Raw genomic sequence first — 26077 nt, 5'->3', positions numbered from 1 at the left:
CCTGCGGGTAGCGCGCTTGGCTGTGGGCACGCGAGGTGAGGTAACGGAGGGCCGTTACCTGGATAAAACAGGTGCAAGGTTCCGGTTTCCGAGGGTGACCACCCGAGGTAGCACCGAGAAAACCCTGCGCCTGAAAACCTTTAGAATTCGTTATTGTTGACACATTCGCACTGCGTGGCGAAATCTAAAAGTAAATGTCGCTAAATGCAACATGATTGTTGACACATTGATGAACTTGTCTGGGCGCAGAGGCGCTCATTGGCCTCGGAGGACACCAGCGGATCCACTACGTGAGCGGGCGGTGCAAATGGCGTGATGCTTCAGAAAAACGCGCAACGTAGCTAGAATGACCCTATCCCTGTCTATTCGCTCTCAGGAGAAAGGTATGCCGAGTAAAAAGCGCCTCACCGAACAGGAGATTCGACATCTTGAAGGCGAGATTCCAGCCGTCGCTGCAGGTGCGACCCACACTGCGTATGTGCGAGCGCTCGCAGCTGGACATACCGTCATGAAGGTGCAGGGCAGTAACCTTGTTGAATCCAAGGCCGACGGCTCTGAGACTGTCGTCGGCTACGCCAAACCCCGTCGCAAGGTGAGTGTTGGCCCTGCTATCCAGGTTCGCCGGGTAAGCGCCAGTGCCAGTGCCTAGACTCCGCGTTTTTGCGGGGCCAAATGGCTCCGGCAAGAGCACCATCAAGGACCAAGTCCCGCCAAACTTGATCAACATCTATGTGAACGCGGACGAAATCGAGAAGGCAGCGAAAGCTGATGGCGTTATCGATCTTGCTCCGTTTGAAGTTCAGGCTACTACCGACGAAATCCGGGTGTTCTTCGCCAATCATGCCCTGGTCCTAAAAGAGCACCTTCAAGACCAGGCTGGCTTGTTCTCCTTGGATGGTTCGCATATCGATGTTCGACGCCTGGACTTCAATTCTTACCACGCTTCAGTAATCGCTGATTTCATCAGGCACAAGCTCTTGGGTAATCGTGTCAGCTTCACGTTTGAGACGGTGATGTCTTCAGGGGACAAGGTCGCGTTTATGCGCCGAGCCCAGAAACTGAGCTACCGAACCTACCTCTACTTTGTCGCCACTGATACACCAGAGATCAACATCAACCGGGTGGCCAACCGCGTGGACGATGGCGGTCATAACGTGCCGGTCGACAAGATCGTCCAGCGTTACCATCGGTCACTTCAGCTGTTGCCGGAGGCAGTCGCAGCGTCCAACCGGGCCTATATCTTCGATAACTCGGGGGAAAGCTCCGTCTGGTTGGCCGAGATTACTGACGGCACCTCTCTTGAGTACAAAACCGAGGACCAGCCAGATTGGTTTATGGAAGCCTACGTGGACAAGGTCATCAGCGGCACCGTCGAGTAGCCGTAGCAGCATGTCGAAAGGCCGCTAACGAGCGGCCTTTTTCATGCGTGTCACATTTAAGCGGGCCACTGAAGCGGGCGGAGTACAAATGTTCTCCATTGGCGCCACATGCGAGAGCGGGCAGGGGTTTGAGGCAGTCGAGCCGCCATCGGCATGCTGGAGATTGTTGGACCCATTGGCATAAAGCACTATTCTTGTCCCGCCACACCGCGCTCAGCGCCGGGTGGTGCTTACTTTCCCCCCAAGGAGATTCACCGACATGAACGTCTCGTTCCGCCCTAAGTGGCTGCTCGCCCTCGCTCTGCCTCTCGCCCTCGCTGCCTGTGGCGACAATGAACCCAAGCAACGCGCTGCCTTCAGCGAATTCCTGCAGACCCGTATCGTCGACAAGCCAGGTGTACACGTACCCAAGCTGACCACGGACGAGACGCAGGCGTTCGGTCCCTACAGCGATCACTATGCGGTCATCACCCACTTCAACGGCGCGATGGATGCTGCTGTCAAACCGTTGGGCAACCTGATGCAAAAAGGCGCGGTGCGCTCGCTGAACGATGTGACCGCCCGCCGTGACGACATCAAGGCGGTGCAGACCGGCCTGAACGACATGGGCAGCCAGCTGCAGGAGCAGAAGGCCAAGGCCGACACGGCTCACGCCCAGCTCAAGCAGCCAGAAGACCTCAAGGTGGTCTACGACAAGGCCTTTGAGCGCACCGTCAGCGTACCGGCCGACACCTTCCTGGAGGTGCTGCCGCAAATCAATGGCACCCTCGACAGCAGCCTGAAAATCGCCGACTACGTGGACGCGAACAAGGCCAAGATCGAAATCAACGGGCCGATCGTGAAGGTGTCGGATCCCAAGGTTCAGGCTGAGCTCAATGCTATGCTGGCGGACCTGAACACCCAGGCCCAGACCGTGCAGAAGGCTCAGGCGCGACTGAAAACAGTCATGCTCGGGCACTAACGCCGCACCAGCAGGAGCGGGCGGTCCGGTACCTCGGTAAGCCCGCTTCTGCGCAAGTGCTGGTTTTGAACCCTCAATCGTAATTTGAAGAATGAATCGTCCGCTGTTTATTTCGCTAGATGGGCCCAAGGGCACCGGCAAGACCACGCTGTTGGAAGCCGTTACGGCAGTACTGAGGGCGGACAACAAGAAAGTGATCCGGCTTTGCGAGAAAAAGAGCGATCCCTTCAGGGGTGAAACCATGGCCCTGGTCAATCAACTCGTCAGACATCCCAGCCGGGCTCTGGAGTTGGGGGTTTGCGAGCGTTTTGCTGATAGCCGTACCTGGATATCCCAGCACGTGCTGCCTAAACAGCCAGCCGATAGCATCATCCTGATCGATCGTTGGTACCCCTCTGATGCCGCATTTCGCCGGCTGCTCCCGTTTGCAGAGATCCTGCAGCTGAACATGGATCGAAACGTGCGCGTGCCAGACCTGCATGTCGGGGTTGTCACCGACCCGGAGATTTCGTGGGCGAGGGCAGCGGCACGCACGCGTGGGCTAAGCAGTACCGTGATGTACAAACTGGAAGAACAAGTTGCCAGTACCGAGGCATTCGAACGAGCGGTTGCAGAACACGGCTGGGTGTTATGCCGAAATGAAGGAACGATTGAGGACGCAACGATGCAGGTTGTCTCCGAGATCTATAGCGTCCTGCGCTGACGTGCCTCACTCAGTGCTCTTGGGCATGAGAGTGAATGGTGAGGGCACCCGGTACCTTGGTTCGTTCAAGCCCGCCGTGCTCCAGCCATCGAAGCGTCTGCTCATAGGCGCGCTCCAGCAGCGATTCGGTCTGCTCAAAGTTGAACACGGAGACATCCACAGGGCACAAGGGCGGAACGATGTGCAGGCTGGTGTGCGTGCAAAAGTGTTCGATGTCACTCACCAGCTGACGCATGCTCATCAAATTGACGGTGTGCAGGGCCAGGGCAACCAGCCCTCTCGGCGGCCGTGTCAGGGCGCAACTGACACCGGTGGGGATGACCACGACCTTGCTGGCGCCTAGTGCTACAGCAGTCGAAATGGGCGTATTGCTGGCCACCGCGCCATCCACCAGAAACTGGCCGCCGATCTGTACGCAAGGGAACACCAGCGGGATGGCAGCGCTGGCCAGTAACGCTTGCTCAAGTTCGCCACTGGAGAGAACGGTCTCGGCACCACTGAGCAGATTGGTGGTGACGATGTGCAAGGGCAGCTCTGCATCCTCGATGCGATGGATAGGCAGTGCCTGACCCAGCAATCGGTGCAACGCTGCCGGCTGCAGCAGAAATCCGCGTCGGTTTATCAGCCCTCTACAGGTATCGAGCCAAGACAGGGGGAAGATGTCAGTTCGACTCAGCCCTCGCCAGAATTCGGCCAACGTCTCGACACCCTGGGCGTTGGGGCGTGCGGCAAAATAGGCACCGTTGATAGCGCCTACCGAAGCGCCAATCACCCTGTCGAAGTGAACATTGGCCTCGACCAAGGCCCTCAACATACCTACCTGCACCGCTCCCAGGCTGCCGCCACCAGCGAACACGATTGCGGTTTGCGTAGCCATGGCGACTGTCTCTGTGCAGGCGTGTGTCGTCTGAGTGTAGCTGGCGGGGTGGCGTCACTCCTGGCGAACAACGCTCAGGGCGTGTATCCCGTCTTATCTGCTTCGGTAATCGCTCGAATTACCCTGCATGGCACACCGGCTGCGATGACGTGCGCTGGTATATCCGAAGTAACGACACTGCCGGATCCGATGATCGATCCCTCACCGATGGTCACGCCTGGGTTGATGTGCACGCCTGCGCCCACCCAGACGCGATTGCCAATCCTCACCGGTCGGGCATAGCAACCTCCCGCTGCGCGTTCGGCGGGGTCGATGGCATGGTTGGAGGTGTAGATGCCGACGCGCGGGCCCAGTAGCACGTCATCACCAATGGTGATTCCGCCTCCATCGAGCATGACGCAGTCGAAGTTGGCGTAAAAGTTGTTGCCGATGTGAATGTGCCGGCCAAACTCGCATCGAAAGGTCGGTTCAAAATGTACAGAAGTACCCAGGCTACCCACTAACTGCCGGAGGATATCCTCACGCTCGCTAGCGGGCCTGGAGAATGCGCTGTTGTACTGATTGGTCAGTAGCACCGTCTGCTCCCTGGCCGTAACCAGTTCGGGCGTCAGGTCGTTGTACATCTGACCGGAACGGATCCGGGTCATTTGTGATTCAAGGTCTGGCATCTGTTCCTCAACCAAGCTTGGGCGTTGCCCACCCTACGCACGGAGCCTCCTGCGCATCAACTGCGCGAGTCGAGCACCGATTTCTGTCGCGAGCGCTGAAAGCGGTTAACCGCTATTTGCACGACAGCAGCAACCAGACAGAGCAATCCGATTTTCCAGTTGCCCTCCAGGCCGAAATGCTCGGATACCTTCCCGGCGATGATCACGCTTACGAAGATGGCGACAGGCAGGATCAATTTATTCATCAGGTCTTCCAACGGTACACGACAAAAGGTGAGTAGCTTACACAGTCCAGGCAGCGCGCAGGGCAAGCATTCATTGCCAAGCAGCGAAGACGCGCAGTGAGGTCCCGAACAGATTCGCTACAGGGCCTTCAGCATCCGCTCAAGGCATTGATGCTCCCAAGTAGATAACAGAGCAATCGGATCTGTGCGATCACCTGGATCGAAATCCCAGCGCTTCCCATCCGGACTCACACAGTGCTCACAGTAGTCGAGTTCATCGCAATCGTTGTAGAGCGTGACTCGCCACCCTTCGATGTCCACATCAAAGTGGCAGGCGTACACCTCGCCCCAGTTCTGGTTGCCTACCTTAGCCATTGTCCGGCGTCCGAAGACGACTTCTCGCAGGACTTGGCACACTTCCCGAGCCGTGAGTGCGACTGGGGGTACGTGATCGCAATCATCGATGGTCATAGGGGGATCTTGTTCCTGGGGCGTCAAATCGAGGATGTTACCTGCTCGCACCTCTGGGGTCATGGTCAGATAATGGCTGGAGGACAAATGTTCTTTTTGGGTTCAAGGCCTGCCTGCGACAGGCAGGCCCGAGCTAACGGCACATTCACCCGATGCGCAATCCAGAAGGACACCGGGCTGAGCTAGTGCAAGTACATCTTCGCTACTCAACGCTCCGATGTGTCACGAGTACAGTACTTAGCGGCTGCCCATCGCGCAGACGTGCCAGCAGTTCAGGTTCGGCGAGATCCGAGGCCAACGCGCGGTCGATTACCTTGGCCAGTTCCTCGGCGGGCAAAATCAGCACGCCGTTGTCATCTGCCAGCACAATGTCGCCTGGCTGTACCACAACGCCACCGCAAGTCACCGCAACGTTCAGCTCGTTTTCCTCGCCACCCACCAGCTTGGTGGTCAGTTGAGTGGTGCCGCGGGCAAATACCGGCAACTGGCAAGCACGAAGCTCGTTCAGATCGGTTACCACACCATCGACAACGATACCGGCGGCACCCGCACAGCGAGCGGCAAACTGAGTCACCGCACCAATGCACGCGTGGGCATGATCACCGGCCATGTCGATCACCAGTACATCGCCGGGTTGCAGGGCGATCAGGGCGCGGTTTACCGCGCACGCATCCGGTTCCGCCAGGCACAGGGTTACCGCACGACCGACGATTCGACCCCCTGGGACCATGGCACCGATGGCGTGATTGAGGAACCCGCGCTCCAGGACATGGCCGAGTGTGGCGAAGCTCACTTCACGAAGCTTTGCGATCAATGCATCGTTAGTCATTTTGCACGCTCCATGTCGATCAGTTCGGCGACGCAGTCGATCTCCAGGCTCACGCCCCAGAGCTGTACACAGACAGTGGTGCGAGCAGGTGGCGCATGCCCCAGTATTTCCTGGTAGACCTGGTTGAAAGGCAGCAACTGAGCCGGATCAGTCAGGTAAGCATTGACCTTGACGATGTGGGACAAGCTGGAACCTGCGGTTTCCAGGATCGCGGCCAGGTTGGCGAATGTCTGCCGGACTTGATCCTCGAAGCTTCCGGGTTGCTCGTCGAGGCTGCCGAGCGATGGAATCTGCCCGGCTGTGAACACCAGATGGCCGCTGATCACCGCTTGGGAATAGGGGCCCACGGGGCTGATGGTGCCTGGGGCGCTGTGAATGCGTTGCATGTTGTCTCCTGTTGGCTGGTTCATGCCGCCGGCGCACCGGCGGCATGGGTTCGTAGGTCAGAAAAGCGCCAGGCTATAGCTGACGATGAGTCGGTTCTGTTCCTGGTTGGGGTCGATCTGCGAGTGCAGCAGGCCCTGGCGCCAGGCCAGGCCAAGGCCTTTGAACGCGCCATCCTGGATGACGTAGTCAAGGCCAAGGTCGCGCTCCCATTCGCGGGCTTCATGGCCGTTGCTGGTGCGGATGTCGTCACCCTTGAGGTACATCAACGAAAGCTTCAGGCCCGGTAAGCCGGCGGCGGCGAAGTCGTAGCTGTACTGGGCGAACGCGGTACGTTCGCCAGCGCGGTTGAAGCTGGCGAGCATGCGGTCGGTGAGCAGGTAGATACTGGCGCCGGATGCGCCTTTGCCTTCGAGCGCGCCTTGGTTTGGCTGCACGAAGTTGCTGGCGCTGGACACGTGCTGGTAGCCGGCCATCAACGCATGGCCCTGCACGGCGTAGGTGAGCGAGGCGCTCCAGGTGTGGTTATCGATCTTGCCGTCACCGTCCTCGGTGTAGCCGCCGACCCGATAGCCACTGGCACGACCGGCAGCAGAGTCATTGGCGCCGTCGGCGACGGTGCGGAAATAGCGCAGATCGGTGCGCAGTGACTGACCTGCAGAAAGCGGCAACGTGTGGATGAAGCCAACGAAATGCTGGTTGTAGTAATCCTCCAGGTTGGCGAAGTAGTACTGCGCCGTGAGCTGTTTGCCCAACTGGTAGTCGCCACCGGCGAACAGGAACTGGTCGCTCTCGCGGCTACCACCGGCCACCGCCAGCCCGGTACGGTCACTGGAGCCGCGCCCCGTGGCCCGGTTGAGGCGACCGCCAGTCAACGTCAGACCGTCGAGGTCAGTGGAGGTGATCTGCGCACCTTCGAAGGTCTGCGGCAACAGGCGACCATCGTTGTAGGTCAGTACCGGCAGCTTGGGGAGCAGGGTGCCGTAGCGCAGTTCAGTGTTCGCCACCTTCAACTTGGGCGTCACGCCAAGACGGCTCCATTGGCTGGCGGCACCGGCACCCTCGTCGGGGATCATGTTGCTGCCGCGATGGCGCCCATCGCCGCTATCGAGCGTCACGCCCAGCATGCCCAGGGCATCCAGGCCCATCCCTACCGGTCCATCGGTAAAGCCAGACCTGAAATCGAGGACAAAGGCCTGTGCCCACTCTTCGGTCTTGCTCTGACCCAGGCTGCCGGCCTGGTCGCGGAAATCGTTGTTGAAGTAGAAGTTGCGCAACCCGAGGGTGGCGTGGCTATCACCCAGCACGTCAGCCTGGGCAAACGGCGCCAAGGCCAAGGCGCCTGCGCTGATCAGGTATTTGTTCATCTTGAAACTCTGCAAACGGTGTCAGGAAGGGCCCGCTCGACTGGCGGGCGACTCAGGGGCAAGCCACGGCTTACTGCCGTGCGTGGTCGATGTCCCGTTTGAAGGTTTCGGTGAGCAGCAGGAGGGCGATCAGCGAGACGATTGCCGATGCGACCATGTACCAGGCGATCGAGGAGCCCTTGCCGGTGAGCGACAGCAGTGCAGTGGTCACCAACGGGGTCGCGGCGCTGCCCAGCAAGCCGCAAAGCATGTAACTGATCGACAGCCCGGAATAACGCACCCGGGTACCGAACAGTTCGGCGAGGAACGTGGCGATGGGGCCGTAGTTGGCTGCGAAGGCGGTCATCATCAGCAAATAGCCGGCGAACACCAGTCCCAGTTCCTTGGTGTCCATGAGCCAGAACATCGGGAACGCCACGAGGGCCTCGGCGATGATCCCGCCGATGATGATCGGCTTGCGACCGAACCGGTCGGACAGTGCGCCGAAAACGGGCAGCATGACGATACAGGCGGCGCAGGCAACCAGCACCACGCTGAGCATTTCGCCACGGGAGAAGCCCAGGGTCTGGGTGCCATAGGTCAGGCCAAAGGCGACGATCAGGTTGTACGAAGTGCCCGTCGACATGGCCGCGACACCCCCGAGGATCACCTGCTTCCAGTATTTGCGGAACACCTCCAGGAGCGGCACCTTGACCTGCGCCCCCTTGTTCTCCACGGCTTTGAACGACGGTGTTTCATGGATGTTGAGGCGGATGTAGAGGCCCAGCGCGATCAACAGGACGCTGAGCAGGAACGGCACCCGCCAGCCCCAATCCAGCAGTTGCTCGCTGGTCAAGGTGGTGGCGAACAGCAGGAACACCAGGTTGGCCAGCATCGTGCCTGCCGGCACGCCGATCTGCACCCACGAGCCGTACAGGCCGCGTTGGTGCTTGGGCGCATGCTCCACGGCCATCAGCACGGCGCCACCCCATTCGCCACCCAGGGCGAGGCCCTGGATGATGCGCAAGGTCAGCAGCATGATGGGGGCCCAGATGCCCACCGACTCATAGCTGGGTAACAGGCCGATGGCGAAGGTGGCCGCGCCCATGGTCAGCAGCGAGATCAGCAGCATCGACTTGCGTCCCAGGCGGTCACCGAAATGGCCGAACAGCGCGGCGCCGATCAACCGTGCACCATAAGCCGAGGCGAAGGTGCCAAAAGCCAGTAATGTACCGACCAACGGGTCAAACCCGGGGAAGAAGATCTTGTTGAACACCAGGGCCGAAGCCGTGGCGAAGAGGAACAGGTCATACCACTCGACGGTGGTGCCGATCACGCTGGCGACCGCGACTTTTCTCATGTCGGCGGTGCGTTCTGGTTGCACGCCGGCAACCTCGGTGTACGCAGGACTGGTCATTGCCTTTTTCTCCCGAAAGATGGGTTCTGTTTGTTATTGGCAGCTGAAGGTGGAGCGCGGCTTTCTTGTTTTTTGGGCAAAGCTTCCCTGAGGGCCCGGCTTCAAGCTGTCCGGGCGCCTGGGTGTCATGCGTGAATCAGCTTCGGTCGGCGCGGGCGAGCACGGCGTTGAGCAACACGTCGCAGCCCATGGTCACGTCTTCGGGCAAGGCGTCCTCGGCCTCGTTATGACTCAGGCCGCCAACGCAGGGGATGAACACCATGGTGGTGGGGCAATGGCGGGCCAGGTGGATCGCGTCATGGCCGGCGCCACTGACGATGGGCTGGTATGGATAGCCAAGGCCTTCGATGGCCGCGCGCACGCTGGCGATGCACGCCGGGTCGAAGGGCGTGGCCGGGCTGAGCCAGTGGCGGTCGATCTGGACATTCAGCTCGCGCTTCGTGGCGATCTGATCGATCAGGGCACGGGCGCTGGCTTCCATGTCGGCGATGTCAGCATCCTCGTGGTGGCGCAGGTCGAGGGTGAATGCCACGTGCCCGGGAATGGTGTTTCGAGAGGAGCGGGCGATCTGCAGTTGACCGACCGTCACCAGGCCCTTGGGCGTGAAGTCACGTGCCAGTTGCTCAAGCGCCGTGATCATTTCGCCGACGCCGAACAGTGCGTCATGGCGCAGGGGCATGGGTGTGGTGCCGGCATGGGCAGCTTGGCCGCTCACCTCGATGTCCAGCCAGCAGATGGCCTGGCCGCCAGTCACCAGGCCGATCGGCAAGCCGGCATCCTCAAGGATGGGGCCTTGCTCGATGTGCGCTTCGAAGTAGGCGTCGAACTCACGGCCCAGCGGTAGGTCGCCGGCGTAGCCAGTCTGCGCCAGCGCTTCAGCGACACTCATGCCTTCGGCATCGCGGCTGGCCAGTGCCTGTTCAAGTGGCAGCTCACCGGTGAACACCGCCGAGCCGAGCATGGCTGGGGTGAAGCGGGCGCCTTCTTCATTCGTCCATACGGCGATTTCCAGCGGCCGCTCGGGCGTCAGGCCTTTGTCTTGAAGGCTGCGCACCACCTCAAGGCCCGCGAGCACGCCGTAGATACCGTCGAAACGGCCACCCTTGGGTTGCGTATCCAGGTGGCTGCCCATGACGACCGGGGGCAGGGCGTCGTTGCGGCCCGGCAGGCGCGCAAACAGGTTGCCGATGGCATCGACCTGTAGGCTCATGCCCGCGTCCCGACACCAGCGTGCGAACAGCTCACGCCCTTCGCGGTCTTCATTCGAGAGCGCCAGGCGGCAGTTTCCGCCGTTGGCCGTGGGGCCAACCTTGGCCATCTCCATGAGGCTGTTCCACAGTCGAGCGCCATTGCAGGTATGCATCATGCTGATCCTCTGTAAGCCAGTCAGTAGCCGAGCGCGGGGTCTACCCGGTTCAGCAGGGGTTCGGCGCAAGCCAGGCGTCGTGCGTTTTCCGCCACTTGCTGGGCAATGCAGTCGTGAGAGGCGCAGGACGCCATGTGCGGCGTGACGATGATCCCGGGCGTGCTCCACAGGCGGCTGTCCAGTGGCAGCGGCTCCTTGTCGAACACATCGAGCACAGCGCCTCGCAGGCGGCCACTGTTGACCGCGCTGATCAGGTCATCCACCCGCAGGTGTTGACCGCGTCCGCAGTTGATCACCGCGGCCCCCGGGGCCAGGGCCTGGAAGGTGTCCTGGCAGAGAATGCCGCGGGTGGCTGCGGTCAGCGGCAGCAGGTTGATCAACAAATCCAGGCCTTGCAGGAACTCGTTGAACTCGCGAGGGCCGGCAAACGTACGCACCCCCTGCAATTGCCTGGCGCTTCTGGCCCAGCCTCGCACCGCGTACCCAGCCTCGGCCAGTTCGGCGGAAATGGCGCCCCCGAGAGAGCCCAGCCCCATGACGCCGATCTGATACTCAGCGGCGGGGCGCTGGTGATGACGACGCCAAACGTGCTGTTGCTGTTGCGCTAAAGCCCTGTCGAAGTCACGGTGGAAGTGAATCACCGCCCAGCGGACATACTCCGCCATGCCCTGGCGGTGCGCGGGATCAACCACACGGCATACCGGCAGGGCCGGTTGGTTCGGGTCGTTTGCCAAGTGATCGATACCGGCGGCAACCGAGTGGATCAGTTTCAGGTTGGGCAGCGCGCTCAGGCTGCCCGCCGGCGGGAACCAGCAGGCGGCGATCTGCGCATCGACGGCGGCGGGGTCGTTGGCCAACACCACGCGCAATTGCGGGGCGCTCCGGGCAAAAGCGTTTTGCAGTTGCCCCAGCAGTGCCTGGTCTGTCGACAATAGAACCAGCGGTTTCATGAGCAGTACGACTCGCGTTGGTGTTCGATCAAGGTAAGGGCAGCGTTCCAGCTCAGGCTGATGATCTGCGCCGACTCGTCACGTTCGAATTGAGCGGCTGTATGGCGGCAGACCGCTTCACTTGGGTAGATCAGTTGGCTACCACCGGCCAGGGCCTGGATCTGGGCCTGGCAGGCGCGCTCGAGGAAGTGAATCTCGTGGAACGCCTCGGCGACGCTGGCGCCACCGGCGAGCAAACCGTGGTTGCGCAGGATCATCGCCTTGTGCGTGCCCAGATCGGCGATCAGCCGTTCGCGCTCGTCCAGCGACAGGGCGATGCCTTCGTACTGGTGGTAGGCCAGCTTCCCGTAGAACTTCAGCGCATGCTGACTGATTGGCAGCAACCCTTGCTCCTGGGCAGACACGGCGATGCCGGCGGCGGTGTGGGTGTGAATCACGCAGTGCATGTCAGGACGCGCCATGTGAATCGCCGAGTGGATCACGAAGCCGGCAGCATTCACCCGGCGCTCGCCAAAGGCCTCGTCGACCACGTTGCCGTGCTGGTCGATGCGCACCAGGTCACTGGCGCGCATGCGGTCGAAGATCACGCCATAGCGGTTGATCAGGAAGTGGTGCTCGGGCCCTGGAATCCGCAGGGTGATATGGGTGTCGATCAGATCGGTCATGCGAAAGTGCGCGATCATCCGGTACAGCGCGGCCAATTCGCAGCGGGCCTGCCATTCGGCATCGCTGATGTTGTGCGGCTTGCTCATGAAAACTCCTGGTTCAACGGGCGAGGGCGACGGTGGGTTGCTGCAGCTCGCCACGCAGGCGAGCGAGGCCACAGACACCGATCAGGGAAAGCGTGGACAGGGCGGTAAAGAACAGCGCCAACGGCAGCCACTGGCCGGCAAAGCGATCGGCGAGGAGGGTGCCGATAATCGGCGTACTGCCCCCGGCGATGGCGCAGATCAGCTGATAGGCCAGGGAGATTCCGGAGTAACGCAGGTGCGCCGGGAAGGCCTGGGTCATGTAGCCGGCGATCACTGCATAGAGCGCCGACAGGGTCACGACCGCCAGGGCGATGCCGAGGGTCATCAGCACCAGGTTTTGCGTGCCGACAAGCAGGAACATGGGGTAGGGCACGGCCATGCAGAGCAGGGCCACGAGCTTGAGGAAGCGGCCTTCACCGATACGCTCGGCCAGCAGTGCCGCCAGGGGTTGGCTCAGGAACTGCAGGATAGTGACCAGGAACAGGCAGTCGAGGATCGTCGCCCGAGTGATGCCCTGGTAGGTGGTGACGTAGGTGATCATGAAAGTATTAGTGAAGAAGAACCCGGCTGAGCCGATGGTCACGGCCAGGGCGGCGAACAGGATCTGCCGCCAGCAGTCGCGCACCACTTCCAGTACCGGGTACTTGACCACTTCCTGCTTGGCCTTGGCAGCCTTGAACTCCGGGCTTTCCTCAACGCCAAAACGGATCGCCAGCCCCACCATCATCAGCACGCCGCTGGCCAGGAAGGGCAGGCGCCAGCCCCAGCTGAGGAACGCCTCAGGCTCAAGCGTCGACACCAGGCGGAAAGCGATGAGTGCAAGCAGCAGGCCGGCAGGGCTACCCAGCTGGGCGAACGAGGCATAGAACACCTTGCGCTTGGCCGGTGCGTGTTCGCTGGCCATCAGCACTGCGCCGCCCCATTCGCCGCCTACCGAGATGCCCTGGACGATGCGCAGCGCGATCAGCCCGATCGGTGCCCAGATTCCGGCGCTGGCGTAGCTGGGTAGCAAGCCGATACCGGTGGTGGCCAGGCCCATCAGTAGCATGGTGACCAGCAGCATGTTCTTGCGGCCCAGGCGGTCGCCAAGATGACCGAAGACCATGCCGGCCATGGGACGGGCGATAAAGCCCACCGCGAAGGTGCCGAAGGCTGCCAGCGTGCTGAGCAACGGATCGCTGCTGGGGAAGAACACCTGCCCGAGCACCAGCGCAGCCGCTGTGGCGTAGATATAGAAGTCGTAGAACTCGATGGTGGTGCCGACAAATGCGGCAGCCGCCGCTCGACGCGGCTGGTTGGAGGCGTGCATGCAAGGCCCTTCTTGGAGTTATAGGCAGGGGTCTGAACTGGCTAAGCCGGTCGCGCTCTGTTTGGCGCTTTCGGGTTTTATCGCCTTGGGGCTATGATTAGTCAATTTGCTAATTCTTATCCGTCGTATTAGCAGTGCTACTAATAGGCCCAAAATGAATCCGCCGAGCTCGCGTTCTGACGCATTGGTCAACAAATGGGAGGGGCGTCGTTTCCTCAACGACCGCCTGGACTGGAACTTGCTCCGTACCTACCTGGCGATAGGCCAGGAAGGCAGCATCAGCCGCGCCGCGGCCAGGTTGCATGTCACCCAGTCGGCGGTCAGCCAGGCCCTTCGGCGGCTGGAGGAGCAGCTCGGTTGTGCTTTGATCCTGCGCGGTGGGCCTCGTTTTGACCTCACGGCTGCGGGGGAAGAAGTGTTGCGCATTGCCACCGATATCTACGGGGACGTTTCGCGCATCAGCACGGCGGTGGAGAAGCAGAACGATGGGGTGGCAGGGAAGGTGCGGCTGCTGACCATCAGCCGCGTGCAATCGACGCTATACGATGAGTTCCTGGCTGATTTTCATGAAGCACACCCGCGGGTGGAACTGGAAATCGAGGTACTGCGCAGTGCGGACATCATCAGCTCGTTGCTGCAGAAAACCGCCACTGCCGGGCTCGGCCTGTGCCGGATTGCTCAGCCGAAGCTGGAGCAGCGCCAGCTGTTACGCCAGCGGTATGCATTCTATTGCGGGGTGCGGCACCGTCTTTTTGGGCGCAGCGATGTGACGCTGGAGTCGTTGCGGGGCGAAAACTTTGTGAGCTTCGTCAGTGACCAGTTGGGCGGTAACTTGTCACCGTTGGCGATGTTTCGTGACGAGAATGGGTTTACTGGTCGGATCGTTGCGTCATCGTCGAGTTTCGAGGAAATTCACCGGCTGGTTTGTGCAGGGTTTGGCGTAGGGTGCCTGCCAGAGCATCTGCTTCGTGAGGACGTGGAGAAAGGGCTGTTGTGGCGGTTGCCGCCGGATGAAGGCATTGTCGATGTTAATTTGCACCTGCTGTGGAACCGGGAGCAGAAGATGACCGTGGCGGAGGCGGTTTTCCTGGAGACATTTCAGCATTGCCTGGCGCAGGCAAGTCTTTCGGAACAGCAGGCCTCTTGAGGGCAGGTGTTGAGCAGGCTGGCGACCGTTACGTTCGAGTGAGGCATGCCATTTTGATATCATGGCGAGATCAAGGGAAACCATCGCCTAGGAAAGCAATGCAACGCAAATGTCGTTCTCAGTTGTCAAACCTGCTCCTGTTGACTGGGATTCTCACCGCCAGCGGATGCACCGCTCTGTTTTCGGGAGGAGCATCCATACCCGTGGGGCCCAGCGATCACAAGCTGATCGCAGATGCCCAGTATCAGGTTTTTGCTCCCAATATCTTTCATCAGGATCAACCCGATCGTCCGCCGATAGTCTTCAGTTTTGCCTTTGATGGCACCCTCAACGATCAACTACGCATTCCTGAGGGAGAACGCCAGACTATCGTTTCCTACATTGGCGAGAGAGTGCCGGGGATGCACTACTATCCCGGTGTGGGTATGCAGGGCAAGCGCATCGATGCTTTCGACGCAGCGCTTGGGCGCTCGATGGTCAGCACTGCCGAACGCGCAAGCAAGACGTTGTTTGCGCAAATCGATCAGGCACTGCAAGTAGATCCGAACAGCGAGATCAGGGTGTTTGTGACAGGGTTCAGTCGAGGGGCGGCAAGCGCCCGTCACTTCATGAACATCGTGGACGATCAATGGCGTGAAAGGGTACGCAAGCAAAGCACAAGTCATGCCGCGTTGCGGTTCTACGCCTTGCTGTATGACAGCGTATCCACGGGCCCCTACAACGGCGTTCGGCTGGGCTTGCCTGGCACCGTGAACTATTCGCTGCATTTTGTAGCCCGTGACGAGTCACGGGCGCTTTTCCCGGTCGACATCGACATGCCAACGGCGCGCGAGGCAATGGCGGACGCTTTTGTTCACCGGATCAACACGCTGTACCTGCCAGGTGCACATTCGGATGTGGGCGCGTCCTATGCCGTAGGGCTGGGTGACAATTACCGCATGTTGACCGATGAGACCTTGTTCGCCTTGGGTCTTATTCAGGAAAACTGTTTCGAGAACACCAAAGACTCCACCCTCGATGGCAAGCACGACTCCCGTGGAATGCTCGACAAGCTGGTGGGTGCGCCAGTGGCTGGCAGGGTGGCCCGAATCGACCGACCCATGCGTGCCGCGATTCCCGCACCGCTTGATGATGCGGAATATGCCGATATCCAGGAGAGTCTCGAGCGGCTGGCTTCGGCCAATTTGAACCGTCCGACCATGCGCTTGACGATTGATTCACCGACGTTCGGCTTCACCGCTCGGCGTAAGGGCGAGTCATTGTCATTGCTAGGCGTATCGTATTGGCTCGACCCATCGGTTACTCAACTGGTGTCCGATGATGCGGGCATGTTCAAGTTCGAGTATGGCTATCGCATGCTGAAGACGTCGACGGCCAATGTAATGCCGTTGTCGCGCAAGGTTGTGGAGCGGATTCAGGCGAACGGGTCTTCGGTGGATGTGACGTTGTCCAACATCCAGCAAGGTTTGAGGTTCAACATCTTTGTCGACGGCATTTGGGTAGACCACATCGATCACAAGCAGCTTGGCAGTACTCAGGTGAACCCATTGGTACGATGTGCAACTCCGGGCTAACGCGTGGGGGGATGTAACGATCTGATCGTCAATATCAGCGCTCTTTCACCGTTGACGAGTAACGAGAGCGACAGGGGGACATGAGGCTGTCGCGAAATGAGGCGACTAGCCCTAAGCATTGTTTCACAAGGGCTCTAGCCGATGCTCTGCCAATATAAGCGACTTTTCTTGGGATAGTCGCTTGATTAAACATTATTTTTGTGGATTGTCGCCTAATTAAGCATCAACAACAACGAATACCATTTTGTCGAGGATATCTCCCATACGGAGGTAGTTCGGCTGTCATGAAATTAGCCCCAAAGTTAGATCAGTAGATTTATTGGCCCTATCTCCGCCCCTGATGGGCGGTCTACCCAGTTGTGGTCGCTTACCCGGAGGCTGTGGCATGCGCCTATCTAGACAGGCAAAGACGGCGTAGCCAGACACTCGCGCTGCGGCCAAAACAGAATTCTCCGGTCTCCGCACATAACACACCGCAATCTCCAGCCCGCCTTGCTGGGCAATCTGGCTCGGTGGAAGCCTTTTTGCGCACAGTGTTATGTGTTGGAGGCTGCATTCGTTGTATCCCCACTAAGTGATCCGTTTCGTCCAGCTTTCTCTAGGGCTCCCCCCGGTGGCTTCGCCTTCTGCGATGCAGGGCCCTAGGGCTACTTTTCGTTTGAAACTAAGGACGAACGACCCTCTGACAAGATGAATTCAGTAAGTGCATTTTGGATTGAGCATGTACCGAGATGAAGCCTTGAAGAAATCCCGTCGCTCCCGTTTTGATTGGAGGCTTCTGCCTCGATTTACTCAGTGATTTGTGCGTCCACCTTGTACTTTTTAATGCTTGAGCTTTGAATTTTGGTATGGCGTTTTGGGTTGCGTTTTATACGTCTATTTCTTGGCGGGTTTTGATCACCATTTACCTTCGCCTATCAAAAAAGTTGCATTTGCAGGGTTGACACGAAGCCAAAATGGAAGTTAAAAATGAAAAATAATTCAACTTCTCGCTCAGGTAGATGGGTATCACTTGATGGTTTCAGGGCATGCCCATGGGAGCTCTACAGGTGTACTGGCCAATTTCATAATCCTTGGTTAAAAGCTATGACCGATACTTCAGATGATTTGTGGGGGGCGTTAGATAGCTTTACGCCGCTAGAGGAGATAGGGCGGCATAAACTCGGAAGTGAGCGCTTTACGGTAATTAGCCTCTTCATTGATGGAAAAATATCAGCCGCTGAAGGCATAAATTTACTAGGCATAGGGAAGCAGTATTTTTATAAGTTGGTAGCGAGGTCTCGAGGGGCACGAAATTACAATAAGTTAGTGCCAGGTAAGCGGGGTCGTAAAAGCGGGAGCGATAAACTTGACGCTCGCGTGGAAGCAATCATTGATAAAGCTTTTGATGATTACTATTATGGTATTTCTGCTAGCTATGCGAAGGTGTGGTCGGTATGTCAGTCAGAAGCTGATGCTCAAAAAGTTGTGCGTCCCTCTTACTATACGGTCAGGCGAAGAATTAAATCTAAACCTCCAAGATTATTGTACGAAAGGAAATACGGAAAAGACGCAGCGGAACAAAGATACGGAGCTAGGCCTGGACATAAAAAAACCGACCGCCCACTCCAATGGGTTCAAATCGATCACACCGTCATGGATATATTGTTGGTCGACGAAAATGACCGTCGAGTCATCATTGGCAGGCCCTGGATCAGTTTGGCAATTTGTATCCATACAAGGGTGGTTCTTGGGTTCTATTTGTCTTTATTACCACCGAGCGCTGTAAGCGTGGCAATGTTGATCGAAAATTGCGTGCTGCCAAAGAATAAGATCTTATTAGCTTTAGGGATGGAAGAGAATCTTTGGCCAGTTCACGGCTTGATGGAAACTATCCATACTGATAATGCTAAGGAATTCATATCTGATGTGCTGGTACTGAATTGCAAGCACTATGGAATTGACGTAAGGCATCGTAATGTAGGAAAAAAACATCAAGGAGGACATATCGAGAGTTTGATTGGAAAGTTCATGACAACCAAAGTGCATTTTTTGCCAGGGACAACGGGTTCAAACGTAATCGACCGGAAGTCATATGACAGTGAAAAGCGCGCATCAATGACGTTTAGTGCGCTACGCAAGTTCATGATTTATCAAGTGTGCGCATATCATGAGACCAAGCATTCAGGCATTGGGAAAAGCCCTATTGAAGCTTGGAATGATTATTATCGAGATGGGGTGGAGCCAAAAAGCATTCCAGAAAAAGACCATGATGGTTTTCGCTTTAGCTTTTATCCGGAATTTGCCGCAAAACAAGTAGTTCCGCAAGGGATAGAGTTATTCCGACGGTTTTATTACGCTCCTGCACTAAAAAATCATATTAGAGAGAAGGTGCTGGTTAAATATGACCCTTACAACCTTGATGTAATAAGGGTTAAAGTGAATGCAGAATGGTTCGTGGTTCCTTGTGTGCGAAACTCTTCTGGCAGACATTCGCATTATGAATATTATCGGCATCAGAGGCGCATTAAGTCCATGCCAAATGGCACTATGACTAGGCGTGGCAGTGAGGCAGTATATAGTGCCAATCAACTCGTAGTAAATGAAGTAAAAGCAACGACTAAGGCTAGGCGCCTGAAGAAGGAGAAAGGTGTGGAACAACATAATGCTTACTCCATTATTTTAGAAGGCGCGGGCAAAAAAAATAATGAAAGCGCTGTAAATTGCTCGAACGCTGTGCATGTAAGTGCTAGCCAGGTTGGAGGGCGTAGAGGGCTGATTGGCGATTCGATGCCTGGGATAGTCTCGAACCTGCGCTCAAACAATAGTGTAGATTACGAAGATGAGCCGACTTTGTATTGATCGTTCATTAATTAATGATTAAGTATTTTGATTTTTGCCTTAATTCAATTGTTTTTGCGAGAGTGTTATGTCCGATTTTTCCCACGTGCATCCCGATAGTCAAAACTATTTTTCCTTAACGGATCATGAGCGAACATTGGTGTGCTGTCAGGATATCTGGGTGCCCCATCCCTCAGTTGAAAACCTAATTGCACGCATGCATGTGATGATGCAGATGACAAATAAAATCAATGCCCCCAGCATGCTAGTAATAGGGCCTGGTGGCTCAGGTAAGACTAGCATGATTGAGGAATTGAAGAAGCGACATCGTGTTTGGGCGGAGAAAATGGTATTTGTAACAATGCACCAAAGCCCTAATGGCTATTCTTTGAAGGAGTTGATACTGCAAGAAATTGGAGTGGGTGTGTCACGGCGTGCGCGTCTGAATGAGAATATCTCGCCGGAATTGCAATATTTGATTAAAAGTCAAAATATTCGGGCTATCGTTATCGATGAGATTCATGATGCATTGACATTGACAGACTTCCAGCAGCGAATTAACTTGTCATTGTTAAAGAATTTAGCTGGTTCTAACTATGGTCTCTGTGTCTTTGCATTCGGTATCCCAGATGCCGCACGGGTATTGAGGCGTGATGCTCAGTTGGCCCGCCGGTATGCTGTGCGGTCCCTAAAACAATGGGGGAATGATACTGAGTTCAGAAGCTTTGTGGCATCGTACATTTTTCGCCTCCCTTTACGGAAGTCGACAAACTTTAAAGACCAGAAGTTGTTTCTAAAGATAATGGAGACGGGCCAGGGGCTGACCGATAACATTGTGAAAATTTTACAGGCGGCAGCCATGGCCGCAATCACTGATGGCTCCGAACATATTGCTCACAAGCATCTTGACAATATTGAGTATATTATGGATGACCTATGTATTGCGCTGCGCGACGTCGACCAGCTTGAGCGTGATGGCGGTTTCGCATGAATGGTAGCTCCCGTATTTCCAAGGCAATTAAAGTTCTCCAAGGACAATACAAGATTGAATATTCGTTCCCTGAATTGACGAATGCCATAGAAGAGCTAATGCGAAATTCAAATATCACTGCTAAAGGTGTAGTCGTTCACGTAGAGGGCGAACCTGGTTGTGGCTTGTCCGCCAGCCTTGAACATGTGGCAAATAAATTTGGTTTAGAGGCAACTAAGGTCAATTATAATTTTAGCTTCGGCAAGCTATCTTTATTGGATAATTTCGCTATTTCTTTGGCAATAAGGTCCCCCTACGAGCACCTGAAAAAACCCCCCTTATATATGGATCAGTACATAAGGGAGGTAGGGTTAAAGCTAGTAGTAATTGATGACTTGGAGCGCTTCGAAATCACAAATGACAACTCATTGGCCGAATGCTTGGTCGCTATATCGGAAGTCGGAAATGGTCTGGTTGTCCTATATACAACGCACTATCGGCCGTTGGCAAGGAAGATAGAGAAAATTATGAAAGGAAGGGTGAATTTATTTAGAGTTAGAATGTCGCTCGGGTCAGCTGATCTTTTCAATATCGCATTTAAGTTTTTAATTGCTGTAAACGGTGAAACTAGACAAAGTATTAAATTTTCTGAATGTGCACTTGTGCACATCGAGCAGCAAGCATGCCGGCTCGATGAGTTTGTAAAGACCTTAGAGGTGGCTTACGCATATGCTACTTTAAGAAATGATAGCCTACTCAAATTTTCAGGGGCTGAGGAAGAGTTTTCAATTCAAGGAAGTCAGTATGTTGAAGTCCGGGCTATGCTCGAATGCTAAATTGATAGCTGGTGAATCTCTTTCATCGTGGAGTTATCGGCTATGTCAAATCCCAGAAGTGCAACAGTATATACTGCACAATGTTAGGGGTTATGGACGTGGTCCACGATTATTTTTGTCACTTTTCGAATTTGAAAGGAGCGAAGCTCACTGCGACTTAGATTTTATAAGCCCGGGCCATAAATGGAAAGTCCTGCCCTTGATTATGGGGGCAGATCTAGAAAGATTCGCCAGGCCTGTAAATGACGCGCCAATTATACCTTGGGGCTTTCGGCGATCTTATTGCGAAGATTGCATGCGTGAAAATCTTCGATCTAACTGTTCTTTGATGCTCAAGACTGCCTGGCGATACGTATCAAAACCATTTTGTGAAGTGCATGATGTGTTGCTTAAGGATGCCCCGCGACAGATAGGTGGCGCGTTGGATGCGCCTCGAGCCCTATTTAAATGGAATCATAGTATTGAGAGTAAGAATCTCGGGCATGCAGAATATGTTAACAACTGGGCCGATTTGCTGAAAACCGCATGTCGTGTTCAGAAGAGACTCATAAAATTACGTGATCTTCAGTATGATCGTTGCATCCATCTCTTTGATAACACAATAATGAGCCTTATGCGGGCTCTTCTTACGCCAGGCATGGATTTGTATCGTCATTCCGGTAGTAACAGACTGCTAGATATTATGTCCAGTGAAGGTGAGACGCTATACCTTAGCTGCTACTTGCAGCCGTTTAGGGCTTCTGCAGCTTGTCGCGCGCGCGCGCTTTTTTTTATTGGAATATTGCTAGGGTGGGTTAGTCAAAAGGAGGCCTTTAAGTCACTTCGTAGCGATCCTTGGGAATCAGATACGCCGGAAAAAATATGGGGGAGCGTGTATAAATTTGATAAAGAACTTTATTATTGGCTTAGAAATAGCTTGATCAGATTCCAAACAAGCGCCCTAAGTATTTACACTCCACAGTTCGCATAAGTATTTCATGTACACTTATATAGTTCCGATTTATGTTACCCTGGGTTTTTACGTCAAGGTGTCGGGTCAGTTCAAGAGGCAACATCCGTTTTTATGTTATGTAGTTGACGCACGCAGCTGCAAAATAATGGGCCATGCTTTTTCGGTCGGTAAGCCCACAATCGATCTCTATGGTAGAGCAATGCTGGGTGTGCGCGCGGAACAGTTGACTCATTCCTCTCATTCGTGTGAATTGTTGCGAATTCGCGGTTCTAGTTTTGTTGGTGCGCTAGCTGACGTTTTTTGTGATGTTGATAAGCCAGTGATGATATCAAAGATGCGTAGGTCGCGGAATTTGACATTAATTTCTGAGTCGAGGTTTGCATCTTTGTTGATGCACCATATTTACGAAGCCTTTTCCGATATTTTCATGGCGCAAGCAGCAACGATGTCTATTGAGGTCGCTACTCTAAATGCTTTACTAAAGCAAGCACTTAGTCGCTGCAATCGATCATTAGATGATTTCCCTCACTGGATCACATTGAGTTAGCGGGTAAGGTTTGCCAAACTTCTGTTCTAAGTTAAGGGAATAGTAGCGTGGTGGGAGAGTTGATGTCCTAATTTTCGCCAGCAAAAGCTGAGCAAAAAGAAGGTGCGCTCTCATACTTAATAGTCTCCATCCTATAAGCTAAATTCTAAGTTGGTCCGTGCTCAAAACGAGCTACCACTATGTTTTAAGTCTGAACGGGAAAGCCCAGCACTGCTCGAGGCCAGACTGGAGCAGATGTAGACCCCCAACACTGATCGTGGTTTCAAATGTGGATTTGCTATGCGAGACATTGTGCCGCCTAGTGTGGCATTGAAGGCCAAGGTCGAGAACTCTAGGTGCATGTGGGATTCGTGTTTTTTTGTTACGATCACCGCCACCGAAATGATTTTCTTCACTTGGCAAAAAAAATCTTCATTTTTGAGGTTTTCCTACACTTTTTCTTCATTCGCGTGAACCCACACGACGTATTCCATGCCCCGTTCCCGTGGCTTCGACAGTGTCCCTGCGGTTCAACGCTTTTACAGTAGGCTGTCCATGAACGATCAAAAAAGCCCCCCTAGTGTCCATTCGAAGGCAGTCGTTTTCCACTCCTGCTACGACACTGTGCTCAGAAAGGTGGACGAACGATACGATGTACGCGGTTACGTTTTGGCTCAGATGGTCAATCTTCGCCTACAGAGTCGCGGTACGCTCCCGCTCGCGTACCGCAGCCTCTTTGCGCAGTACGCTCAAGCCGAGGCGATTGCGTTCTTGGAAGCGTGTGTTACCAACTTGTTTTTCGGTCCGGCTGGTCGCCTTTCACCACAGGAGTATCACTACCAGAGAGATGCATACCAAAACCCGGGCTAGCCTCTAGCCCGATCAGCAGCATTCTGATGCTCACGTGTAAACGTCGTACTCAAGACGGTAGAGGAAGGCCCAAACCTGCATATAGCTTTCATGACTCCAAAGCAAGGTGCATGGGGTGTGCTTGCCAAGACCAAGCGCAGGGTTGATCATCCAACGCTGCGCCAGTTTACCTAGAGTTAATTATGAACCAAGTGTCTGAGCTTGCTTTCTTCAGCCAGCTGGTCGGGGCGGGCAGCCTGGCGGCCACCGCTCGCGAGCTGAACCTCACTCCACCTGCGGTGACGAAGCGTCTTGCGCAATTGGAAAAGCGCCTTGGGGTGCGCTTGCTTAATCGGACGACACGCAGCATCAGCCTCACGGCGGAAGGTGAGACTTATCTGGTTAATGCCAAGCGGATCTTTGAGGAGATTGAGGAGATGGAGTGCCAGGTCTCAAGCAGCCGCGCTGAGCCGAAGGGATTGCTGCGTGTGAACGCGCCTCTTGGCTTTGGGCGTACCCATGTAGGGCCGGCCATCTCGTCCTTTGCCAAGCGTTACCCAGAGGTGGAAGTCCAGCTGCACCTGAGTGACCGTCCAATCAATCTTCCAGACGATGCGATCGATGTGGCCATCCGGTTCGGCGAATTACCGGACTCCAGACTGATCGCTCGAAAGATTGCTACCAATCGCAGGCGTCTCTGTGCCACGCCGGGCTATCTCGACACCTTCGGTAGACCGGAGGCTCCACGTGATCTCATGAACCATAACTGCATAGTGTTGCGGCAAAACGATGCAGCATTTGGCACCTGGCGATTGAGTCGGGGTAAGCAAATCGAGTCCATAAAGATTCGTGGGAGCTTGAGTACCAATGATGGCGAGGTCGCTTTGAATTGGGCTTTGGAAGGGCATGGGATACTCATGCGCGCAGAGTGGAACCTAGCCGACCATCTAAGATCAGGCAGGCTCGAAGAGGTATTAGAGGACTATGAAACGCCTCCGGCGGACATCTATGCCGTTTACTTGGAGCGTCTAAATCTATCTGCAAAGGTGTCATTCTTCGTTGAGCACCTGCGAGATTTTTTCAAGAGCAAAGCCGATCAGCAGGCCAATAGTCTTGCTGCTTGGACAGGTTCAGACATTTCTTGATCTGGTTTGGATTGTTTTTCATTAGGTAGGCCCGCGCTCGCACGCTGATGCACGCTCGCTCCGAAAGCGGTTTAGCTTTAGGGTCAAGAAAACTGCCTGGGAGCTTGCGGGTATCCGAGATGCCCCATTGCTTCATTTGTCATTCCATCCAGGGGCAGGATGATGAGCGCACCAGCGGGCAATGTTCTCACCATGTCGAGGTTGCCGCGAACGATTAGGCTTCCACGTAGCACAGGCCATTCAAGCGCTGCATTGCACGCTGCGCATCGTCAAGTATGTCATCGAGTATCTGTTCGACTGGCTGCACTGCATTCGCAAAAACTGCCGATGGGCCGTAGTCGAGCATACCGATGCTGCTGTCACCCGTGAGGTAGGCCTGGGTGGTTAACGTGCCCATGACATGTGGGCGGTAGTGTTCAAAATCGCTGGAGCCCATCGCATCTATGGCAGCCACGGCTTTCGCGCTTTTGTTGTTCAAAACCCGGTGATGTTGGCGTAGGCCGGTCTTGACGATGACGCTGTCTGTGCCATCGCTGTTCACCAGTAGATCCTTGTACTGGCGGTGAATCCACAGCTCTTCCGATACCAGCATCCTGGTGCCCATCAAGATCGCGTCAGCTCCCATAACGAGGGTGGCGGCTAGTTGGCTGCCTGTTCCCATTCCACCGCCAATTACCAGGGGTATGGATAGCTCCCGCGAGGCCTGCGGGGCTTGCACCATGCTGCTGATGCCGTAGGTTCCTGGATGACCTCCGGAATCGTTGCCAACAACAATCACGGCATCAACGCCTAAGCGTTCGGCTGACCGGGCATGTCGGACAGCTGAAACCTTGTGCAGCACTTTGATGCCGCACTCGTGGAGGGCAGGAAGGATTGCCTCGGGGCTCCCACCGGAGGTTTCGACGCAAAGGACGTCTTCTTCAGCCAGTATTCTCACCTGCTCCTGCAAGCGACTTGCAGCATTGGGCTGACCTGAAATGTAAAGGTTCACGCCGAACCTCTTCCCAAATGCCAGCTGCCGGCACTTGCGAAGCTCCTCGCGAAACTGCTCCGAATCAGGGTAGGCGGAAGCAACTATGAACCCCATTCCTCCCGCGTTGACCACTGCCGCGACATACGTCGCGTCAGACACGCCTGGCCCCATGCCTCCGCAAAGAATGGGGTGGCGGATGCCGAGCATTTCAGTGATCCGGGTTTTGAACAATGGGTTTCGCATAGGCACTCCAGTTCGTTCACGATACAGAGAGCGGGCAGTCCAACCTGTGAATAAGAGGTGGAACCACGTGATAGTTCCGCACGTAGGTGGCAGGCATCTGCTTTTTAGCTGAACATCCGTTCAGTAGTAAAGCAATTTGACGTCGACAGGGATCTTGAGGGCTGCGCAGCATCGGCGGGGACGGTACGAGCCTTCGCTGACGCTAGCTGTCGACATGGCCGGCTCTATCGATGTTGAGTCCACTAAGGCATCCGGTACTGCGTTCCGGAATTCGCTGTCAATCAGTAGCTTGGGGTGAGAGCGACAGCATTTAGCGCCACCGGTCTGACCCCACCATCACCTCGCTGAACGTACTGGCTCACCAGTTCGCCTGAACAGAGTAGGGCGGATTTCTGCCGCCCCTGAT

The 26077-nt window shown here is 55.8% G+C and carries 23 protein-coding genes; 10 read left to right on the top strand and 13 right to left on the bottom strand.

Translation table 11 applies throughout. From position 1 onward, the window contains the following. Positions 1-385 precede the first annotated feature (385 nt). From ACIPZG_RS06735 to ACIPZG_RS06720, 4 genes are all read left to right on the top strand, one after another. On the top strand, positions 386-649 hold the full coding sequence (locus ACIPZG_RS06735; protein WP_400711387.1) for a hypothetical protein: 264 nt from the start codon (positions 386-388) through the stop codon (positions 647-649). Next, on the top strand, positions 636-1379 hold the full coding sequence (locus ACIPZG_RS06730) for a zeta toxin family protein (RefSeq protein WP_400711384.1): 744 nt from the start codon (positions 636-638) through the stop codon (positions 1377-1379). The genes ACIPZG_RS06735 and ACIPZG_RS06730 overlap by 14 nt, the downstream gene beginning before the upstream one ends. Before the next feature lie 259 nt (positions 1380-1638). Beyond that, the gene (locus tag ACIPZG_RS06725; RefSeq protein ID WP_400711381.1) at positions 1639-2340 is read left to right on the top strand and encodes a DUF3053 domain-containing protein; all 702 of its coding nucleotides are present in this window, start codon (positions 1639-1641) and stop codon (positions 2338-2340) included. A gap of 91 nt (positions 2341-2431) precedes the next feature. Continuing rightward, on the top strand, positions 2432-3043 hold the full coding sequence (locus ACIPZG_RS06720; protein ID WP_400711378.1) for a dTMP kinase: 612 nt from the start codon (positions 2432-2434) through the stop codon (positions 3041-3043). 10 nt (positions 3044-3053) lie between these two features. On the opposite strand, the gene ACIPZG_RS06715 is transcribed toward ACIPZG_RS06720, so the two are convergent. From ACIPZG_RS06715 to ACIPZG_RS06660, 12 genes are all read right to left on the bottom strand, one after another. Next, positions 3054-3920: a patatin-like phospholipase family protein gene (locus ACIPZG_RS06715; RefSeq protein WP_400711375.1), complete on the bottom strand. Its 867-nt coding sequence runs from the start codon at positions 3918-3920 to the stop codon at positions 3054-3056. Between the two features lie 74 nt (positions 3921-3994). Further along, positions 3995-4567, bottom strand: a complete 573-nt coding sequence (locus ACIPZG_RS06710) for a sugar O-acetyltransferase (protein ID WP_400711373.1) — start codon at positions 4565-4567, stop codon at positions 3995-3997. Between the two features lie 77 nt (positions 4568-4644). Further along, the gene (locus ACIPZG_RS06705) at positions 4645-4833 is read right to left on the bottom strand and encodes a hypothetical protein (protein ID WP_400711370.1); all 189 of its coding nucleotides are present in this window, start codon (positions 4831-4833) and stop codon (positions 4645-4647) included. A 117-nt stretch (positions 4834-4950) separates the two neighbouring features. Beyond that, positions 4951-5283, bottom strand: a complete 333-nt coding sequence (locus ACIPZG_RS06700) for a hypothetical protein (RefSeq protein ID WP_400711367.1) — start codon at positions 5281-5283, stop codon at positions 4951-4953. Positions 5284-5485: 202 nt separating this feature from the next. Then, entirely contained in the window at positions 5486-6112 is a 627-nt protein-coding gene (locus ACIPZG_RS06695; RefSeq protein ID WP_400711364.1) for an RraA family protein, read from the bottom strand. Beyond that, positions 6109-6498, bottom strand: a complete 390-nt coding sequence (locus tag ACIPZG_RS06690) for a RidA family protein (RefSeq protein WP_400711361.1) — start codon at positions 6496-6498, stop codon at positions 6109-6111. The genes ACIPZG_RS06695 and ACIPZG_RS06690 overlap by 4 nt, the downstream gene beginning before the upstream one ends. Positions 6499-6555: 57 nt before the next feature. Continuing rightward, positions 6556-7863, bottom strand: a complete 1308-nt coding sequence (locus ACIPZG_RS06685) for an OprD family porin (protein ID WP_400711358.1) — start codon at positions 7861-7863, stop codon at positions 6556-6558. A gap of 70 nt (positions 7864-7933) precedes the next feature. Further along, positions 7934-9259 carry an MFS transporter gene (locus tag ACIPZG_RS06680; RefSeq protein WP_400639412.1) on the bottom strand — a complete coding sequence of 442 codons (1326 nt, stop codon included), beginning with the start codon at positions 9257-9259 and terminating at the stop codon, positions 7934-7936. 136 nt (positions 9260-9395) lie between these two features. Further along, a complete protein-coding gene (locus ACIPZG_RS06675) occupies positions 9396-10622 on the bottom strand; it encodes a Zn-dependent hydrolase (protein WP_400711355.1) in 1227 nt (408 codons plus the stop codon). Between the two features lie 23 nt (positions 10623-10645). Continuing rightward, on the bottom strand, positions 10646-11575 hold the full coding sequence (locus ACIPZG_RS06670; protein WP_400711352.1) for a 2-hydroxyacid dehydrogenase: 930 nt from the start codon (positions 11573-11575) through the stop codon (positions 10646-10648). After that, positions 11572-12327 (bottom strand): class II aldolase/adducin family protein, encoded by a 756-nt coding sequence (locus tag ACIPZG_RS06665; protein ID WP_400711349.1) that lies wholly within the window; start codon positions 12325-12327, stop codon positions 11572-11574. Before ACIPZG_RS06665 ends, ACIPZG_RS06670 begins: the two co-directional genes overlap by 4 nt. A 13-nt stretch (positions 12328-12340) precedes the next feature. Continuing rightward, positions 12341-13636, bottom strand: coding sequence for an MFS transporter (locus ACIPZG_RS06660; RefSeq protein ID WP_400639417.1), 1296 nt, complete (start codon positions 13634-13636; stop codon positions 12341-12343). A 154-nt stretch (positions 13637-13790) separates the two neighbouring features. Between ACIPZG_RS06660 and ACIPZG_RS06655 the strand changes: the two genes are divergently transcribed. The 6 genes from ACIPZG_RS06655 (at position 13791) to ACIPZG_RS06630 (ending at position 24455) form a co-directional block, all read left to right on the top strand. Beyond that, a complete protein-coding gene (locus ACIPZG_RS06655) occupies positions 13791-14783 on the top strand; it encodes a LysR family transcriptional regulator (RefSeq protein WP_400711346.1) in 993 nt (330 codons plus the stop codon). A gap of 98 nt (positions 14784-14881) precedes the next feature. After that, the gene (locus ACIPZG_RS06650) at positions 14882-16357 is read left to right on the top strand and encodes a hypothetical protein (protein WP_400711343.1); all 1476 of its coding nucleotides are present in this window, start codon (positions 14882-14884) and stop codon (positions 16355-16357) included. Positions 16358-17326: 969 nt separating this feature from the next. After that, positions 17327-19198 (top strand): Mu transposase C-terminal domain-containing protein, encoded by a 1872-nt coding sequence (locus ACIPZG_RS06645; RefSeq protein WP_400711340.1) that lies wholly within the window; start codon positions 17327-17329, stop codon positions 19196-19198. Between the two features lie 67 nt (positions 19199-19265). Next, on the top strand, positions 19266-20168 hold the full coding sequence (locus ACIPZG_RS06640; protein WP_400711337.1) for a TniB family NTP-binding protein: 903 nt from the start codon (positions 19266-19268) through the stop codon (positions 20166-20168). Beyond that, positions 20165-20983, top strand: coding sequence for a hypothetical protein (locus tag ACIPZG_RS06635; protein WP_400711334.1), 819 nt, complete (start codon positions 20165-20167; stop codon positions 20981-20983). Before ACIPZG_RS06640 ends, ACIPZG_RS06635 begins: the two co-directional genes overlap by 4 nt. Before the next feature lie 2530 nt (positions 20984-23513). After that, positions 23514-24455, top strand: coding sequence for a LysR family transcriptional regulator (locus ACIPZG_RS06630; protein ID WP_400711331.1), 942 nt, complete (start codon positions 23514-23516; stop codon positions 24453-24455). A gap of 214 nt (positions 24456-24669) precedes the next feature. On the opposite strand, the gene ACIPZG_RS06625 is transcribed toward ACIPZG_RS06630, so the two are convergent. Then, on the bottom strand, positions 24670-25671 hold the full coding sequence (locus tag ACIPZG_RS06625) for an NAD(P)H-dependent flavin oxidoreductase (protein ID WP_400711328.1): 1002 nt from the start codon (positions 25669-25671) through the stop codon (positions 24670-24672). Positions 25672-26077: the final 406 nt, after the last annotated feature.

It is taken from the genome of Pseudomonas sp. NPDC089395 (assembly GCF_044749525.1).
GTDB lineage: Bacteria > Pseudomonadota > Gammaproteobacteria > Pseudomonadales > Pseudomonadaceae > Aquipseudomonas.
Note: the sequence above shows the minus strand (reverse complement) of the source record. Positions and strands in the feature narration are given on the sequence as shown.

What these genes read in the sequence shown, in the direction of transcription:
- ACIPZG_RS06725 (WP_400711381.1), top strand. Translation starts at nt 1,639, where the DNA reads ATGAACGTCTCGTTCCGCCCTAAGTGGCTGCTCGCCCTCGCTCTGCCT.
- ACIPZG_RS06680 (WP_400639412.1), bottom strand. Translation starts at nt 9,259, where the DNA reads ATGACCAGTCCTGCGTACACCGAGGTTGCCGGCGTGCAACCAGAACGC.
- ACIPZG_RS06635 (WP_400711334.1), top strand. Translation starts at nt 20,165, where the DNA reads ATGAATGGTAGCTCCCGTATTTCCAAGGCAATTAAAGTTCTCCAAGGA.
- ACIPZG_RS06640 (WP_400711337.1), top strand. Translation starts at nt 19,266, where the DNA reads ATGTCCGATTTTTCCCACGTGCATCCCGATAGTCAAAACTATTTTTCC.
- ACIPZG_RS06665 (WP_400711349.1), bottom strand. Translation starts at nt 12,327, where the DNA reads ATGAGCAAGCCGCACAACATCAGCGATGCCGAATGGCAGGCCCGCTGC.
- ACIPZG_RS06735 (WP_400711387.1), top strand. Translation starts at nt 386, where the DNA reads ATGCCGAGTAAAAAGCGCCTCACCGAACAGGAGATTCGACATCTTGAA.
- ACIPZG_RS06695 (WP_400711364.1), bottom strand. Translation starts at nt 6,112, where the DNA reads ATGACTAACGATGCATTGATCGCAAAGCTTCGTGAAGTGAGCTTCGCC.
- ACIPZG_RS06720 (WP_400711378.1), top strand. Translation starts at nt 2,432, where the DNA reads ATGAATCGTCCGCTGTTTATTTCGCTAGATGGGCCCAAGGGCACCGGC.
- ACIPZG_RS06705 (WP_400711370.1), bottom strand. Translation starts at nt 4,833, where the DNA reads ATGAATAAATTGATCCTGCCTGTCGCCATCTTCGTAAGCGTGATCATC.
- ACIPZG_RS06715 (WP_400711375.1), bottom strand. Translation starts at nt 3,920, where the DNA reads ATGGCTACGCAAACCGCAATCGTGTTCGCTGGTGGCGGCAGCCTGGGA.
- ACIPZG_RS06655 (WP_400711346.1), top strand. Translation starts at nt 13,791, where the DNA reads ATGAATCCGCCGAGCTCGCGTTCTGACGCATTGGTCAACAAATGGGAG.
- ACIPZG_RS06630 (WP_400711331.1), top strand. Translation starts at nt 23,514, where the DNA reads ATGAACCAAGTGTCTGAGCTTGCTTTCTTCAGCCAGCTGGTCGGGGCG.
- ACIPZG_RS06670 (WP_400711352.1), bottom strand. Translation starts at nt 11,575, where the DNA reads ATGAAACCGCTGGTTCTATTGTCGACAGACCAGGCACTGCTGGGGCAA.
- ACIPZG_RS06710 (WP_400711373.1), bottom strand. Translation starts at nt 4,567, where the DNA reads ATGACCCGGATCCGTTCCGGTCAGATGTACAACGACCTGACGCCCGAA.
- ACIPZG_RS06675 (WP_400711355.1), bottom strand. Translation starts at nt 10,622, where the DNA reads ATGCATACCTGCAATGGCGCTCGACTGTGGAACAGCCTCATGGAGATG.
- ACIPZG_RS06690 (WP_400711361.1), bottom strand. Translation starts at nt 6,498, where the DNA reads ATGCAACGCATTCACAGCGCCCCAGGCACCATCAGCCCCGTGGGCCCC.
- ACIPZG_RS06685 (WP_400711358.1), bottom strand. Translation starts at nt 7,863, where the DNA reads ATGAACAAATACCTGATCAGCGCAGGCGCCTTGGCCTTGGCGCCGTTT.
- ACIPZG_RS06650 (WP_400711343.1), top strand. Translation starts at nt 14,882, where the DNA reads ATGCAACGCAAATGTCGTTCTCAGTTGTCAAACCTGCTCCTGTTGACT.
- ACIPZG_RS06625 (WP_400711328.1), bottom strand. Translation starts at nt 25,671, where the DNA reads ATGCGAAACCCATTGTTCAAAACCCGGATCACTGAAATGCTCGGCATC.
- ACIPZG_RS06660 (WP_400639417.1), bottom strand. Translation starts at nt 13,636, where the DNA reads ATGCACGCCTCCAACCAGCCGCGTCGAGCGGCGGCTGCCGCATTTGTC.
- ACIPZG_RS06645 (WP_400711340.1), top strand. Translation starts at nt 17,327, where the DNA reads ATGAAAAATAATTCAACTTCTCGCTCAGGTAGATGGGTATCACTTGAT.
- ACIPZG_RS06700 (WP_400711367.1), bottom strand. Translation starts at nt 5,283, where the DNA reads ATGACCATCGATGATTGCGATCACGTACCCCCAGTCGCACTCACGGCT.